The organism is Azonexus sp. GW821-FHT04F04 (genome assembly GCF_059420025.1).
Genome location: NZ_JBWKSX010000012.1, coordinates 1 through 15,308, shown reverse-complemented (window position 1 = coordinate 15,308; position 15,308 = coordinate 1). Strand labels below are relative to the sequence as shown.

Sequence of the window (15,308 nt, the reverse complement as noted above, 5' to 3'; positions counted from 1 at the left end):
TTGAAGCGTTGGAGCGCCGTCGCACTGGCGATGATCGGCAGCATCGCCATCGGCGGATGTTTCTGGCTGAAGCCGTCACAACCGTTGCCGGTCCGCGCGATATCGACCGGCGCCGGCGGCTTTGAAGTCGAGGTCGCCGAAGATATGGTCAGTCAGATTCGCGGGCTCATGAATCGAACCTCCCTGCCGGAGAACGGCGGGATGCTGTTCGACTTCAAAACATCGGCAACCCGGTGTCTGTGGATGCGCAACACGCCGATTCCGCTTTCGGTCGCGTGGCTGGATGCCGATAGCGTCGTTATCGACATCCAGGACATGGCACCCAATACGGACGATCCGCATTGCTCGCCGAAACCATCACGATACGCGCTCGAGGTTGCGCAAGGGGAATTTGCCAGGAAGGGCATCAAAGTCGGAGACCGTTTCAAATGACTGCAAATCCGCAATCCCACGTCAGTTATGCATTTCATGGCGAGACTATGCATCCTGTGCAGCTTTCTATGCGCCAAATCCACCGCGCCATCGACGCAAGGGCCTGCAATGCCTTGGCCGAAATCTTCCAAATGACAGGTTCCGTAGAGCGTGCCTTCGATTGCGCGGAAGAGGCTAGCAGCATCGCGATCTCGCTGGCCTGGGAAACGGATGTTTTGCCGCTGATGTTCGAAAATCACGCCGTCCTTCGTGAGGCATGGGAGACCACCCGCGAGGTCATCGATCAAGAGAAGGCGGAGACACTCCGATACGCTGCTGAAAAGGCACACCAGGCACACGTCGAGAACTGCATCGCGGCTGGAAGTTGGATACAGCTCGGCATGCCATCGCCGGCCGAGGCGCTGAGCACATTGCTCGCCGGCGAAGAATTGGAAGCCAACGGCCACACCGCCCTGTACGACAGCGCCGATAGCGTCACCTGGTGCGTAAATCCGTACGGAGTCGACGGCATTCTTTGCAACGGACAACCGACCTTGGAACAGGTCACTTCATTCCTCAAAGACATGGCCCGTGGCAAGGAATACGGTCCTGTCCCATACTGACGGAGAGGGCACTGATGGGCGCCGAGGAACACCTTGACGACGGGCAATACCTACCCGGATCAGCCAAGGAAAAGGCCGCCATGCAGGCTCTTCAGGACGAACTGGCCGGCATCGAACCCGAAGACGCGCCGGATTCCATTCCAGAATACGAAGGATTACCAAAACTGTCCGACTGGTGGCCAGAACCGGACTGGAAGGCATGGGTTGAGTCGGGGTTGCCGGCCCAGTTGGCAGCGGATCTCTTCTTTCTCCGGAAGAACCTCCCTAACCGGCCACCATCGCCAGCGTTCGGGGTAGAAGCCGACGGTTGGGCGCGCATGTACCTACGCGCGATCGAGGCAATGAAGCAAATGCTGGCCGGCCTGCAGATGACCGACACCTTCGACAGTCTCAACAAGCGCTACGAGGCATTACTTGAATGGACGCCGAGCCAGTTGAAGGACAAACGCCTGGACAAGGAAATAGCCTACGCTCCCTATGGACTCGCCAAGGCCTCCTTGCGGCGTGTCCGGCATCCGTTCAGCCTAACCGGGTTGATGCGCGCCCGGCGACCGGTCATCGCCAGCCTGGGCTGGCCACTTGACCCGGATATTCCCGCCGATCCGCCCTGGCTCCCCGTCGAACTCATTGATCGCAGCACGGGCGCGGTCAGCTGGCAGCTTTGCCGGGTCAATGGCAGCGGCTATTTGCCATCCGGCGATGCACACGACGATGAAGAAATGGCCATCATCGATGCCATCCTTCGAATCAAGGCGGATGCTCGGGAAAAGGAGGAAGGGAAGGGCAATCCCTTCGATCGCCCGCCCGTCACCGGTGACATTCATCGAACGGGGCCAGACTGGCGTGAAGGCCGAAACATCAGCACCGACGAATTCCTTACGCGATTCCGATTTCGCGGCATTCAGTTCGGAAACTGGGTGACCCAAAAGGAACGGCAGCACGTGCTGAACCACGCCTGGGATGCGCTGCATGATCTGACCGATATCTGTGGCTTGCCGCCCGAGGCAGCATCGCTCAATGGATTCATCGTCGGTATCGCCTTCGGTGCCCGGGGCAAGCCGGGATCTGCGGCTCACTGGGAGCCGGATCAGCGGATCATGCACTTCACCAGGATGCGGGGTGCCGGCGCTATCGCCCATGAATGGTCGCATGCGGCCGACAATTTCCTCGGCGTGCTGGCCTATCAGAGCACCATCGATGCGATGGGCGACTACCGTCCATCGGACCGGGAAATCGCCCATTCGCGGCAACACGCATATCTCACGACCATTCGAGAGACCGTGCGCACCTTCCCACAAACCACGGCCATGATGAAGGTGCGGAACGCGATACGAAATCGCGATGGCTACGACGATGCCTTGTGCAGGAATCGCTCGATCTTCCTGCGCGACGCCCGCCAGATCGACGGCCCCGGCAACGACTACTGGCAGAGTCCAAAGGAACTGTGGGCTCGAGCTTTCGAGGCATGGGTTTATGACGTACTGAGCGAGTTGGGCCGGCGCTCAGACTACCTGGTCTTTGGTGTCGATGAAGAACGCTGGATGCAGCCTGGCCGCCCAAGTCCGTACCCGCTTGATGCCGAGCGCGCTCGCATCGGTTCATCCATTTCAGGGGCGGTAAAAGTTTGGCGCGAGCTTCTATCCAGGGGCATCACTGGTGGCTAGAAATAGCGCATGCGCCCTGTAGATTCAAGCTCAGATACCAACAGGAGCCCGCATCACCATGTCGCAAACGAATGCCGCCGCCACAGACAGCCAAACCAGGCGGCTAATGGCAACGATCCAGAACTTGCAGGGTGCCTTGCGGCTGGCCAGCGATACCATCATGTTTCTCGCCGACGGCCACACCGCGGAAGGTCGCGAGGAAGCACACACCCGTGCGGCCAGCGTCGTTATGGCCCTGAACATGGCTGCTGCCAAAGCGCAGATTAACGTTTTACCGGTGGTAGACCTCAGCCGCTTCGAGGAAATGCAGGAGGGTTGAATATGCGCAAGTCAATCATCGTCGCGAAAACTATGGATGCGAAGGGGGCGGAAGCCTTCTGGGAAGTCCTACGCACCGGCGCAGTCGCCTTCGACAATCGTCCGAACTGGGTACTCATTGCCTCGCCGATCGGTGCCGCACCAAGGAAGCAGGACCTGCGCTGGGTTCATCCGAGCGAACTGCGGTTTGTCTGGGTCCGCCCGTTCACTTTTGCCAGCCAGGTGGTGACCGCATGAGCCAGAATCAACGGTGCGATGGCTGCAAACACAACTGGTACTCAGCGGACAACGGACAGCAAGGTTACCCCGGCTGCGACCCAATCGTGCTGCAGCCTCACTCGCGTTGCCTTCACTTCGCCGCCTACATTCCAATGGTCATCGAGCGGAAGAAGGGCTGCGATGGCACGTACTCGAACCAATGGGTGCGCAGCGAGATCCCGCCCGGATGCCCTACTTTTTCGCAAGGACAGCTGCTGTAGCCAGCAGCCATAAATAGAGCCCGGCACCGTAGCCGGTTATCATAGACACCCCGGCCAGCGGGCCGGCACAGGAACCACGAAAGACAGTCGAATGTTTGGGAAGAACACGAAAACGGCAGAACTTGAGCAGCGGATTCAGGATCAATTCGAGAAACTGACCGGCTATCACAAGGCAATGCAGAAGATCGCCAACCACGTCGGCGTGGATATTGGCGGGAAACCGAACCCCGAGCAGTGGGCAGACGAAATCTGTGCCGGCATCGACCGCTTGGCCGGACAAGTAAGCACGAAAGTTGAAGCCGGAACCGAGGAACGGAAGATTGCCGCCGGCGTCCGGAATATCAAGCTCGATGGTTGCGTCAATGTGGTCGTCGTTCAAGGCGACAAACCGGGCCTGACGATCCGTTGCGAAGACAAGAACTACCTGCCGAAGGTACTCACCAGCGTGTCCGGCAACACCCTCACGATCGACAACGAGCCGACCATGATCACTCAGGTGGGCGGCATTACCTCGATCTTCAAAGGAGCCGTACAGCAGATCGCCGGCCGCAACATCATCAACCGAGGCCCGACGCAGATGGCGATGGGCAACGGCAACATCCAGATCAGTACGAGTATCGGGGGCCCTCTCGCCGAAGTCACCGTTGTGCTGCCCGAAGTCTCCGGACTGCGGATAAAGGGCGCCGGCAAGGTTGCCTATCACGGCTTCACCCAGGAAGAACTCAACATCGACATCACCGGTAGCGGGGATGTCGATCTGGACGGCAAGGCCGAACGCCTGGAAGCAGACATTTCAGGGTCCGGGGAAGTCGCCGCCTACCGCTTGACCGTCAAGACTGCCCGTCTCCGCGTATCAGGATCGGGGGATATTCGTGCGACCGTGACGGAATCCGTGCGGGCACGGGTATCCGGTTCCGGCAAGATCAAGATTTCCGGCAACCCAGCAGAGCGGGATACCGATGTTTCGGGCTCCGGCAAGATCAAGTTCGTCCAGTTTGTGGACAACAACTGAACGGTCAGGACAGCCAATGCTCACCAAACGCACCCTCTGGATCGGGACACTCGTCGCCGTTTTCGCTCTCGCACTTATCGGCATCGGCCGGCAGGCTGGTGAAGACGTAGCGAAAGCTGATATCGAACTTCTCTCCTTAGTCTGGCCCTACGTGATGGACATGCAGCAAAACGAGCGAGCGCTGCTGGCCGGACTCTCGATCACCTGCAGGCTAAGCCAGACAGCAACCGACAGGGAAAGCGTCATTGCCTGCCTCCGATCGGCCGCCGCCGGGCCGGCACACCTACCCAAAGATATACCGCCCGAAGAAGCTGCTAGTCGTCTGGAACGGTTGCTGGCATCGGCACCGGTGGCCAACAAGTGACCAGGATGGAAAACCGCCGCCAAACAGCGAGCCAGGAGAGTTCGAGCGGTGCCACATTCTCTGCTTGCCGAACCTTCCGCTATAGCCTGTGGCGCCGATGGGATGGCGGGGAGGGAATCGTCATGTTCATCGGCCTCAATCCGAGTACTGCCGACGAAATCGAAAACGACCGAACGGTAAACAGGTGCATTTCCTTCGCGAAGTCGTGGGGCTACGCGGGCCTGTGCATGACCAACCTATTCGCGTTCCGGGCGACCGATCCTGCGGTGATGCTGGCTGCCCCAGCCCCCATCGGGCCAGACAACGATCGCTACCTTTTGGAGTACGCGGCCCAAGCCGATCTGGTAGTTGCCGCCTGGGGAACTGACGGCACCCACCTCGGGCGCGATCGCGATGTCAGGCGACTGCTCCGGAACCTGCATTATCTGCGCCTGACCAAAGATGGGCATCCCGGCCACCCGCTCTATCTGCCAGGAATCTTGACGCCGGTTCCGTGGGTATCGGAGTAGGAACGCCACAAATTTGGAAGACATGTCTGAACACTCGACGAAGAAGGAACACAGAATGAATATGCGACAGAAGGTAGCCAAGAGACTGATCCTTGCAAGCGATCCGCACGCATTTGATGAGGGAACTCTCTTGGCCGAGGTGGAACAGCATGAAGCTCGCCTTGCCAACGATCCCCACGTTCAGCGGCGGAAAGAGGAAGCCAGGAAAGCAGTGAACCGCGAGTTTTTGCCGCTACTCGTTATGGGCATCCTCTTCAATGCTGCGCTCTATGGCGCCGCGTCCTGGTTCCTCCCGGGTTTCGTGACGCCAACCTTCGCGGGTATCGCTTTCATCGCCACCTCCGGGCTCTTCTGGCGCACCGTGCGTCAGTAATCAACCGGTAAGGAATATGAGACCTGGAGAGCAATTCTTCCGTGGGGTGATCCGGCAACCCGATGGTTCTGGTGAAAAGGTTGTGGTGGGGAAGGCTACGAAGGCACTGGCCGAACGTATGGCGACCACTGAAGCCGGCCGCCTAAACTGGGACTGGTTTGTGGAACATTGCCGGGTCGACGGCGATGGCGCCGATCAACAGGTTACCGTCATCGAGCAATGGTCGTCGCTGGCTGGGCATGAAATTCTGGATACCCAGTCATAGCAGCTGATTCATCACCCGGAATGCGTCGTTTCTGCCAGCTTGCAATCGGCATATCATGTGAGATGCTGTATCCAGACGACATGGTACGAAACAACGTAACCGGGCGATTCATCCCCCTTTAGCCCCGGCCAGCCCCGGCCGGTGTCGTTCCCAATCGGAGAACGGCACGCATGAACATCATAGAATTTCTCGACGCAATCGGTCCGGTCGCTCGCGTTCTGCTACTCAGTGGCATCGTCGTCGTTCTCGTCTTCAGCGCGAACTGGGTAGCCGAACGGATGGGTTGGGAAGACACAGGCAGCATCGACCTCTCTGGCATCAGTGACCGCATCAAAAACCGTCAGCTGGAACTCGCGACGATCACCACACGGCCTGCCCAGGCCGGCCCGCTCGCCCGGTCCCTCGCACGCCCAGAGTCAGCAGTTCAGCGCCACCAGGATCATTTCTACCCCCCTTATGGCCGTTTCTGACACCGGAAAGCTTTTCGCCGACATGTGAAGCTTCGTCTCGCGGCACGGTGGCAGAACGCCACCGGGAAGGTTTCAGCATCCGATCCTCGAGTTGGTCACAGCACGGTGTCGCTCCAATCATCCATTTCCATCGACGGGAGCTTCTGTGGCCATCATTGTCGGCCGGCTTCCCGCCAACTTAGCCGGGCGGGACATCATCATCGGTGACCTGCACGGGCACACGGAAATTCTGCATCGCCTCCTGGAACAAGCGAAATTTGACCCATCCAGGGACAGGGTAATATCGACGGGTGATCTGGTCGACCGTGGTCCGGACTCCATCGGCTGTCTCGACTTCCTGAACGAACCGTGGTTTTTCGCAGTACGCGGCAACCATGAACAGAATCTGGCGGCCATGATCACTACGGCTGCCGCGACGATCAACCGCGGACAGTCCGTTGCCGACGCGATCCCCGATATCTCTGATGCCGTCGCCCGGATGAGCGCCACTTGGTTTCCGCAATGGCTGGCCGGCCGCACATTTGATCGCCAGTACATGGATGCGATCTACACCAGGATCATGAGTCTCCCGCACATCCTCGTCGTTGGCGATGGGCGCCAGCGATTCAATGTGGTCCACGCGGACCTGGTTGAAGCGGGTTTGGCCAGCGACGACCAGATCGACGCAGCACATGGCCTGCAGGACAGCTATTGCGAGCAAGCACTGCTCTGGTCGCGCACTGCTTATCGTTGCCTACAGGATGGCTATGACGCGCCCGGTCTGGACCAGCAGTTGTCGCTGACCTTCTGCGGTCACAACGCCACGCCATTACTGATGACTTGGGGGCGGCACATGTTCATCGATACCGGTTGCGGCTACCTTGCCAGTCCGGATTTCGGTCTATCCGCCGTCGTCGTTCCAAGTGGCGATGTCCTTTTCGAACCCATGCCAGCGGTAATTTGGGGACTGGAAAACACAACGAGAAAGCGCATCCTCATCGGTGACAAGACCAAAAGGATTCCCCAATGAACGACGAAAATTCCACCATCACACACCCCATTCCGAAACACATCGCCGACGATATCGAACGTGTCGACTGGACCCCGAAAGAAGCACTGCGCTTCTACGCCGACGGCAAACACTTCGATGTGGTCGACGGCGCCACTCGCATCATCGACACCGGCGCGATCGCCAGCAATGCCCTGAAGCATGCAGATACCGATTACGCGACGATGAAAGGCGATGTCGTCTTGCTCGATGTCCAGGAACTGCGCGAGCGCGAAGCCACGCTTCGTCAAATCGCCGAAGAGGCCAACGAGAACCTGGCCGCGCTCCGCGGCGAACTCGACGATCTGTTCTGGCCGGTCAACCCGAGCAAGTCACGCCGCCAGCTGATCAATCAGATCGGCCAAATGAACTACCGCCTGTCCGCCGTCCGCAAGCAAAACAGCGGTCTGGAAAACCGCAACAAAGGGCTTCGCGAGCAGGTCGCCGTCCTCAATCGGGCGATCGAGAAACGCAAGGCTGTCGTCAGCGCGCTCGAGGTAACGACCACCGCCATCAATACTGCCCGCCGGATTCTCGAGCAGATCCCGTCGACCAGCCTTGAACTGTACGAGCAGGCGGGCAAGGGCATCGACCAGTTGGACAGTGCCTTGCAGGTCATCGGCGAACTCGACGCCGGCACCAGTGATGCCAATACGGACCTGTCCTCAACGCTCGACCGCATAACCCTGGACTTCGCCGAAATCATCGGCAAGGGCAAACCGCAAGCGGCCGCCGGCGGCGAGAGAGCCTAGCTATGCTGCGACTCGCTTTTGCCATTGCGGACCATACCGGCCGTGCCTTGTTCTTTCGGCACGATCTCTCCGGCCTTCCGAAGAAGACGGACACGTTGGTCATGCTGATTTTCGTCGCCTCGGCTGCACTCTCCGCGCTCAACTCCGGTGTTGCCTGGTACTTCCCGGTTCATATGCTCTGGCTGTTCTCCATGAGCTTCCTGTTCTCCGTTCGCCTGACAGTGATTTACGCCATGCTGTCCATGGCAATCGACGGCTTGGCCTGGGGCATCATGGCCGGATTGGGGAACGACTTCGCCAAGCCGCTGGAACTGTGGGAAATCGCTTGTCTCATCGTGCTGATGAACCGCGACCGGAAGCTCAAGGAATCATCCCGGGAGCAAGACAATGGGTAGGGACTGCTATCGGCTGAGAAAGGATGTCCATGTCGAACTTTGACGATAAGCGAACGGGTACGGGCACGAACGAATGGTCGGAGCGTACCGAAAATATTCAGCGTGGGTGCAGCCACAACTGTCTCTACTGCTACGCCAGTAGCAATGCGGTGCGTTTCAAGCTGCGTGAGCGCAACGACTGGGAACGTGAAGAGCTGACGAAGAAGGCATTCATCACGAGCTACCCGAAGCGTGAGGGGGTCATCATGTTCCCGTCGGCCCACGACATCACGCCGCCGAATGTGGAGCATTACATCCGCGTGGCTACGCTGATGCTGGAAAAGGGTAATCGCCTGCTGATCGTCAGCAAACCTCACCTGGAATGCGTCGCCAAGATGTGCGCTGCATTCCAGGCCTTCCGTGACCAGGTTCTGTTCCGCTTTACGATTGGCACGATGGACAACGATGTGGCTGCACATTGGGAGCCGGGTGCGCCGCCGCCGAGCGAGCGGGTCGAAGCGCTGAAACTGGCCTTTGATCGCGATTATCGCACGTCGATTTCGGCTGAGCCGCTGTTAGGCGGTGCAGAGACGGCGGTAACGCTCATGGATGCAGTGCGTCCCTATGTGACCGATACCGTATGGATCGGCAAGATGAACAAGATCCGCAAGCGGGTCGACATGAGTGCGCCGGGCAACCTGGCGCGGGCCGAAGAAATCGAAACAGCGCAAACCGACGCTGAGGTCTTGCGGATGGTCTCCATCCTTGCTGGTGATCCGCTCGTGCGCTGGAAAGACAGCGTTGAGGAAGTACTGATCAAGGCTGCAAAAGAATGAGTGGAAGCACGAAAATCATTGAGATCGGTTGGCGACTCCGCATCCGGATGGCTGAGAACGGCATTGCCTCCGCTGTTGAGTTGCAGGAGCGCTTGGCTGCGGTTGGCTACGAGATCAGCAGTGCGCAACTGTCGCGGATAGTCGACAAGAGGCCTGATCAAGTGAAGACGGCCTTGCTGGGAGCTCTACTCGCCGTGCTTGGCGGTACGCTGGAAGACCTGATGCCCATCGAGCGACGCCCCGGCGCGTTCACCGACACCGGTGGCGCGATGCCAATCAACGCACCACGTGTTGAAGCAGTGATCGACGCCGTAATGGAACGCTATCCCGGCATGGGGCCAGCAGCGCAGCTGAGATATTACGAAGCCGTCCACCAGGCACTGGGGCCATTGGCCAGGGATCTCGAGCGAGAAAGCGCCATTCAAAGCAAATCGCTTGAAAACATCCGACTATTCGCGGCAAGACACCGGAAAGAAGGCTGGGGCCAGCAAATTTTGAAGTATTGCGAGGAAGCCGGGTTTCGAGGTTCACCGCTGCGCCGGACTTCGTGACTGATGATTGCCATCTTGTATCTGAGACAATATGTGCAAAAGTGATGGCAATGGAATCATCCTGCGCCAGCACATGACGACAAATTGGAACAAGGACCACGAAGCTTGACCAAGACCGAATACAGCGAAGACGACAGCAAGACAATTGACACCCTGATGCAGGGTATCGACTTGTCTTCCGCTTCGTCGATTGCCACCTACACCAACCTCACGACGTCCGGCGCCCGCAGTGATGCGCTCGCTGCGCTTTTCGAGCAGTCGCCGGTATCCCTGCTGGCCGGGAAGATTGCCGAGGTCGTTGCGCGCCTCGAGGAAGCCGACCCTCAAAAGGTCACGGTAAAGGCTGGATGGTTGGCGCGGTTCTCCGGTGCCGACCTGGAAAACAAGGTTCGTTATCAGGTATCCAGAAAGGCCGTTGATACGCTCTTGGAAGAGGCGGACCGCCTCGCAGATCGTGTCATGAATCTAGTCGAACAGATCGATGCTGCGATGGCCGAACATTTCGAGGATGTCAGCAACCTGCGACTCCGTATCGCAGCCGGTCGGCTCTACCTGGATCGGAATCCGACTGCCGGGGTGCCTGTCGAGGGGGAAATGTCATTCGACAATCCCCGCGAGCGATTCGAACGCCGCATCGCCAGCATGTCGGCACTCCTCAGTTCCCACGAAATGAACACCGCCCAGCTCAAGCTATCAAGAGCACAGGCGATCGATATGGTCGACCGCTACCACGAAACAAGTACCGTGCTTGTGCCGGTATGGCGGCACCACACGTTGGCCATTTCTTCCAATCTCAACAATACGCCAGAAGCCATCGCCTTGGCAGCCAAAGCCCAGGAATCGCTAATCAACAGCCTATCCGCGCTGAAAGGAATCGCCTGATGAACAGCAGCAATATTGTCGCCGCCGAAACGACCCAAGTAACCCAGCCCCGCGGCCTCGATGAGAAAACGATGGTTGCCATCGGAGTAACGGTGGCAGACATGCCGGCGATCAACGAGCTCGCTGCCAAGATCGAGGCGAACAATCCGCTGACGGTTGCAGAATTCGGCCGCGACGTCGCCGAGCATACGTCGCGCTACACGGACAGCCTGCTCGAGCAGGTCCGCAGTACCGACCTCGACGAAGCCGGCGACAAGTTGAACCAGGTTGTCATTGCCGCCAAAACGCTCAACCTCAATGCGCTCTCGGATCGCCGGTCCAAGATCCCGGTCATTGGGCGTTTCATCGACCGCATGAAGCTGTCAAAGGACCGCTTCGTGCAACAGTTCAACTCGACCAAGGAACAGGTCGATTCGCTGATTGGCGAGGTCGAGCGTACGCAAAATGGACTTTCTCAACGTATCGGCAGCCTCGATGCCATGTTCGGGTCCGTCAAGGAGGAATACCGGCTCCAGGGGCTGCACATTGCCGCCGGCAAGATTCGCCTCGAAGACCTGCGCGCCGAAGCACAGGAAATGCGTGGCCGCACCTTGTCTCCGGGCGAAGTGCAGCAACTGAACGACCTGGAAAACCTGATCGCGAATCTCGACAAGCGGGTCGGCGATCTCATGGCGCTCCAGCATGCCGCGCTCCAGTCGCTGCCGATGATTCGCATGATCCAGTCGAACAACAACATGCTGGTGGACAAATTCCACACCATCAAGGAATTGACCGTGCCGGCATGGAAACGCCAGTTCCTTTTGGCGCTCTCTCTCAACGAGCAGCAGAACGCCGTACAACTGACGGATACCATCGACAACGCGACTAACGAGTTCCTGCGCCGGAATGCCGAATTGCTGCACAAGAATTCCGTCGAAACGGCCAAGGCAAATCAACGCCTGGTGATCGATATCGACACCCTGCAGAAGGTTCAGCAGACCTTGATTACAACCGTCGAAGATGTGATCCGAATCCAGCAGGAAGGGATCCGTAGTCGCCACGACGCCGAAGCGCAACTGGTCAGCATGCGTGCCGAACTGGAAGACCATCTGACGCGTCGTCTACCCAATAAGGCAGCCTGACCATGACTGAACAACGCAAAGCCGCACTGGCTATCGTCATCGGACTTCTCACGATGGCCTGTGGCGCAATCATCATCAGCAACGACCCGCATTCCATTCTGAATTGGGTCGGTGGACTCGCTTCGATCTTGGGCGGTGTTTTGCTCGAAGAGAAATATTTGCTGCGGCGGCACCGCTAACCAGGAAAAGACATGGCCGACATTACAACGGATGACAAGCTCATTTGGGACCTGTCGAACGGCACTCGCCTGACCTGTACGAAATCGGTGGTGATGACCGACGACCAGACCGAGGCATTTACAGCCGGCCTAGTCTATGTGGTCGATTCGATCCACCCGATTGCTGAGCCGGCCTATGTCCGTCTCACAAACAATCAAGGGGAGTCCCACAAAATGGCCGGAGAACATATCCGCCAGTTCTTCAACTGCTCGTTCAATCAGCAACCCTGAAATACCCGGAAAACCAATCGCGATGCCTGAACATATAGAAACCATGACCGCAGCAGAACCAACCACCAGGTCAGCCATTGCCGGCCTGAAAGAGCGCGCCAAGCGGATTCGTGTAAAAGGCATCAGTTTGCTAAGTGCTGCAGGGATTGCCGCGCTCGGCTGTGCGATCGCTTTTACGGTTTACTTGAATACCGATTCGGCCAGCGGCTTCACCTCTATTGACATGCCTGCTGTTGCGAAATCAGTGGTCGAACCGCTCCCAAATTCCGCTCCATCCTCGCTCAAGTCGATTAGCGGGTCTCCGTTTCAATCTCCAGCAAACGCCCTGGTCGAAATAACCAACTCGCCTATCTGGAAGGTCCTGGGCATCGTTGGAATAGCAGTACTCGGCCTAGTGTTTGTGTCTGGTGGATCTCTCAATATCGGCGCCATCATTGGTCTTATTGGATTCGTGTTCGTGGTCCCGACTGTTCTATCGTCGCTATTGTCCGGAGAGTCGGGCGAGAACGTCGAGAAAGCCACGCCGCCGGCTGCAAGTAACTTCATCAAGCAACTCGTTGATGAAAAGCGCTATGCGGAACTGGCAGAAGTAAGCAGCACGATGATGCCAAAGGGTCAGGCGGCCTACGTGAACGCACAGATCGCCTACATATTGCAGAAGAAGGAAGCTGCTCAAGCGGAACTCGGCCAACTCAATCCATCCAGTCTTGCTGGATGGTCACCAGACTGGGGGCGTATCAGCGCGATGGAAACATATGCGTTTGGCTCGCAACGCTTGCCACAGTCGCAACAATACGCTGCTGAGGTGCGGCAAAAAGCTGACAGTGCCTATTCGAAGGTAACGGCGTTGGCAGGCGCGACGATCATTCTCGCTATCCCGGGAATCGCGCTGTTTGGCTTCGGTTTCTCGATGAGAAAACGGGCAGATCGACTGGAATCAATGCTCGGCCTTCAGGAACCTCAAAGCCAGGTGCTGCTGAGCACCTCGGAACCCGTGAGATTGACGCCCACGGATCCGGGATGGGTTCCAGCATGGCAGCGGTCGTCCGAAGCCAAACCTGAGCGGCGTAGCGGAAACCAATCCGATTCCGCGATCATGGGAGTAGGAGCTGCCACAGTGGTCGGCGCAAGCCTGGATAGCGGCAGTTCAACATGCGATAGCACAAGCAGCGTCGGCGCTGACGGAGGCTGTATCTGACATGAAAACCAAGGCTATTCTTTCCATTCTGTTCGTCGCGCTCTCGACGGGAACCACCGGCGAGGTGCTGGCCGGGGTGACATCGAGTGGCGCCCGAAGCTCAAGCATCTCGGTTTCGCGCAGCTACAGCCCGGCCAGGCCCTCATACTCCGGCGCGGCGGCAAAGCCAAGTTCGGCGAGCAAGCAGCAATCGACCGCCACCCCTGCGTCGTCGAAACCGACAACCACTGCTGCAGCTGCGCCAGCCACACCCCCGACTTCGCAACAGAACCATTCCGGCTCCTTCTGGACGCCTTTACTCATTGGCTACATGCTTGCCCCTTCCAGTAGCCATGCCAGCACGCCAAAGGCGCCAGCAAGTGCCACCGTGCCAAATTCTGCTCCCGGACAACAAGTGGTCCCCGTCCCCGCCGATGCTGCTCGGCCGGCTGCAGAACAAAAGACAGGCCCATTTACCATCGATATCCCTGGTCGGGAACTGCTTGATGAAAACTGCCACGTCAAACAAGCGGCCAAGGAGTTCATCAATGGGGCCAAGATCGAGAAATCGGTGTTGTTCATCACGTTGCCGGATGGCGGACGTTGCGAAGACAGCAGGGTAAAGCTCCGGACGGAAGTCGCGCCGGCCATCCTGGTTCGCTCGGAGAACGGTAACGTACAACTGATCCGAATGATCGGCCAACAATAGGGGTGAGCACGCGGGGCACGACACCCCCCTTGAAATCAGGAGATTGGTCGGTAGCGTAGTTGCATGGACCGACCAAACCCACTTCAACTCAACCTCTTCACTGAGGTCCTGCACGCCTACACCGCGGAACGCGATGGGTGCCTCGACAATGCAACGCTGTATCGCGACGTGGCGGATCGCGCCGGCATTCCGGCAGAAGCATTTTCCGAGCGGGCCCCCGTCGGCAAAGATGGGCAGTTGCATAGCCTTCTGGCCCGGCAGGTACGGTGGCATCAGCAAACCCTGAAACACGCCGGCATCCTACAGAAGGTTGAGGATGAACGCGGCTGGTGGAAGCTGACGAAGCCGGCCAAGAAAGACCTGAGTGAGGTCGGACGTGGCGTCGCGCTGATTGGCTTTTCGACCGAATTGGGGGCGGCAATCCTGGGCCACTGCGATCACGTCTTCGCCGCGATCGACTCCCCTATAACTTTGGTCGTCACCAGCCCCCCGTATCCCCTGACCAAGGCCCGCAACTACGGCAACGTGCCTTTGAGCATGTACGTGGACTGGATCGTCAATACCATCGCGCCAGTTGTGAAGAACATGATTCCCGGCGCCAGCATCTGCATCAACCTCAGCAATGACAAGTTCGTTCCTGGCTCGCCGGCACGGTCGACCTATCTGGAGCGCCTGACGCTGGCGCTGGAAGACCGCCTCGGGCTGCACCTGATGGATCGGCTGGTATGGAACAGCCCGGCAAAGGCTCCTGGGCCAGTGAAGTATGCAAGCATCGACCGCACCCAGTTGAATGTTGGCTGGGAACCTGTGCTCTGGATGACCACGGACCCGCACCGGGTGCGTTCGAACAATCGTCGCGTCCTGCATTATATGGCATGTAAAAACTATCATAATTTGGCGGAATTGGAACAGTTTCCATAGCGTTATTTGCATTTTTTCGTC

General features: G+C 58.3%; 24 protein-coding genes. 23 read left to right on the top strand and 1 reads right to left on the bottom strand.

Going from position 1 to position 15,308, the window contains the following annotated elements; all coding sequences use genetic code 11:
* Positions 1-30: 30 nt before the first annotated feature.
* The 21 genes from AC07TV_RS19075 (at position 31) to AC07TV_RS18975 (ending at position 13,678) form a co-directional block, all read left to right on the top strand.
* On the top strand, positions 31-432 hold the full coding sequence (locus AC07TV_RS19075; protein WP_494649955.1) for a DUF192 domain-containing protein: 402 nt from the start codon (positions 31-33) through the stop codon (positions 430-432).
* Positions 429-1,034, top strand: coding sequence for a hypothetical protein (locus AC07TV_RS19070; protein ID WP_494649954.1), 606 nt, complete (start codon positions 429-431; stop codon positions 1,032-1,034). The genes AC07TV_RS19075 and AC07TV_RS19070 overlap by 4 nt, the downstream gene beginning before the upstream one ends.
* A 14-nt stretch (positions 1,035-1,048) precedes the next feature.
* Positions 1,049-2,698 carry an LPD1 domain-containing protein gene (locus AC07TV_RS19065; RefSeq protein WP_494649953.1) on the top strand — a complete coding sequence of 550 codons (1,650 nt, stop codon included), beginning with the start codon at positions 1,049-1,051 and terminating at the stop codon, positions 2,696-2,698.
* Between the two features lie 58 nt (positions 2,699-2,756).
* On the top strand, positions 2,757-3,017 hold the full coding sequence (locus tag AC07TV_RS19060; RefSeq protein ID WP_494649952.1) for a hypothetical protein: 261 nt from the start codon (positions 2,757-2,759) through the stop codon (positions 3,015-3,017).
* A 2-nt stretch (positions 3,018-3,019) separates the two neighbouring features.
* Positions 3,020-3,253 carry a hypothetical protein gene (locus tag AC07TV_RS19055; protein WP_494649951.1) on the top strand — a complete coding sequence of 78 codons (234 nt, stop codon included), beginning with the start codon at positions 3,020-3,022 and terminating at the stop codon, positions 3,251-3,253.
* A 333-nt stretch (positions 3,254-3,586) separates the two neighbouring features.
* Entirely contained in the window at positions 3,587-4,507 is a 921-nt protein-coding gene (locus AC07TV_RS19050) for a head GIN domain-containing protein (protein WP_494649950.1), read from the top strand.
* Between the two features lie 16 nt (positions 4,508-4,523).
* Complete coding sequence (locus AC07TV_RS19045; protein WP_494649949.1) at positions 4,524-4,871, top strand: hypothetical protein; 348 nt, start codon at positions 4,524-4,526, stop codon at positions 4,869-4,871.
* A gap of 5 nt (positions 4,872-4,876) precedes the next feature.
* Entirely contained in the window at positions 4,877-5,380 is a 504-nt protein-coding gene (locus AC07TV_RS19040; protein WP_494649948.1) for a DUF1643 domain-containing protein, read from the top strand.
* A gap of 22 nt (positions 5,381-5,402) precedes the next feature.
* Positions 5,403-5,753 (top strand): hypothetical protein, encoded by a 351-nt coding sequence (locus AC07TV_RS19035; RefSeq protein WP_494649947.1) that lies wholly within the window; start codon positions 5,403-5,405, stop codon positions 5,751-5,753.
* An 85-nt stretch (positions 5,754-5,838) separates the two neighbouring features.
* Positions 5,839-6,018, top strand: coding sequence for a hypothetical protein (locus AC07TV_RS19030; protein ID WP_494649946.1), 180 nt, complete (start codon positions 5,839-5,841; stop codon positions 6,016-6,018).
* Positions 6,019-6,188: 170 nt separating this feature from the next.
* Positions 6,189-6,488, top strand: a complete 300-nt coding sequence (locus tag AC07TV_RS19025; RefSeq protein WP_494649945.1) for a hypothetical protein — start codon at positions 6,189-6,191, stop codon at positions 6,486-6,488.
* 145 nt (positions 6,489-6,633) lie between these two features.
* Positions 6,634-7,497 (top strand): metallophosphoesterase, encoded by an 864-nt coding sequence (locus AC07TV_RS19020; protein ID WP_494649944.1) that lies wholly within the window; start codon positions 6,634-6,636, stop codon positions 7,495-7,497.
* On the top strand, positions 7,494-8,267 hold the full coding sequence (locus tag AC07TV_RS19015) for a hypothetical protein (protein WP_494649943.1): 774 nt from the start codon (positions 7,494-7,496) through the stop codon (positions 8,265-8,267). Before AC07TV_RS19020 ends, AC07TV_RS19015 begins: the two co-directional genes overlap by 4 nt.
* A 2-nt stretch (positions 8,268-8,269) precedes the next feature.
* Positions 8,270-8,662, top strand: coding sequence for a hypothetical protein (locus AC07TV_RS19010; RefSeq protein ID WP_494649942.1), 393 nt, complete (start codon positions 8,270-8,272; stop codon positions 8,660-8,662).
* Between the two features lie 29 nt (positions 8,663-8,691).
* Positions 8,692-9,477 (top strand): radical SAM protein, encoded by a 786-nt coding sequence (locus AC07TV_RS19005; RefSeq protein ID WP_494649941.1) that lies wholly within the window; start codon positions 8,692-8,694, stop codon positions 9,475-9,477.
* A complete protein-coding gene (locus AC07TV_RS19000) occupies positions 9,474-10,028 on the top strand; it encodes a hypothetical protein (protein ID WP_494649940.1) in 555 nt (184 codons plus the stop codon). Before AC07TV_RS19005 ends, AC07TV_RS19000 begins: the two co-directional genes overlap by 4 nt.
* 105 nt (positions 10,029-10,133) lie before the next feature.
* Positions 10,134-10,910: a hypothetical protein gene (locus AC07TV_RS18995; protein WP_494649939.1), complete on the top strand. Its 777-nt coding sequence runs from the start codon at positions 10,134-10,136 to the stop codon at positions 10,908-10,910.
* The gene (locus AC07TV_RS18990) at positions 10,910-12,031 is read left to right on the top strand and encodes a toxic anion resistance protein (RefSeq protein ID WP_494649938.1); all 1,122 of its coding nucleotides are present in this window, start codon (positions 10,910-10,912) and stop codon (positions 12,029-12,031) included. Before AC07TV_RS18995 ends, AC07TV_RS18990 begins: the two co-directional genes overlap by 1 nt.
* A gap of 2 nt (positions 12,032-12,033) precedes the next feature.
* Positions 12,034-12,210: a hypothetical protein gene (locus AC07TV_RS18985; protein ID WP_494649937.1), complete on the top strand. Its 177-nt coding sequence runs from the start codon at positions 12,034-12,036 to the stop codon at positions 12,208-12,210.
* Between the two features lie 12 nt (positions 12,211-12,222).
* Entirely contained in the window at positions 12,223-12,480 is a 258-nt protein-coding gene (locus AC07TV_RS18980) for a hypothetical protein (RefSeq protein WP_494649936.1), read from the top strand.
* Between the two features lie 22 nt (positions 12,481-12,502).
* Positions 12,503-13,678 carry a hypothetical protein gene (locus AC07TV_RS18975; protein ID WP_494649935.1) on the top strand — a complete coding sequence of 392 codons (1,176 nt, stop codon included), beginning with the start codon at positions 12,503-12,505 and terminating at the stop codon, positions 13,676-13,678.
* 123 nt (positions 13,679-13,801) lie between these two features.
* Here the strand turns inward: AC07TV_RS18975 and AC07TV_RS18970 are convergent, their stop codons facing one another.
* Positions 13,802-13,981 (bottom strand): hypothetical protein, encoded by a 180-nt coding sequence (locus AC07TV_RS18970; RefSeq protein WP_494649934.1) that lies wholly within the window; start codon positions 13,979-13,981, stop codon positions 13,802-13,804.
* Between the two features lie 91 nt (positions 13,982-14,072).
* On the opposite strand from AC07TV_RS18970, the gene AC07TV_RS18965 reads away from it, so the two are divergent.
* Together AC07TV_RS18965 and AC07TV_RS18960 are read left to right on the top strand one after the other, a co-directional pair.
* On the top strand, positions 14,073-14,366 hold the full coding sequence (locus tag AC07TV_RS18965) for a hypothetical protein (RefSeq protein ID WP_494649933.1): 294 nt from the start codon (positions 14,073-14,075) through the stop codon (positions 14,364-14,366).
* A gap of 63 nt (positions 14,367-14,429) precedes the next feature.
* Positions 14,430-15,287, top strand: a complete 858-nt coding sequence (locus AC07TV_RS18960) for a winged helix-turn-helix domain-containing protein (protein WP_494649932.1) — start codon at positions 14,430-14,432, stop codon at positions 15,285-15,287.
* The last annotated feature ends 21 nt before the right edge of the window (positions 15,288-15,308 follow it).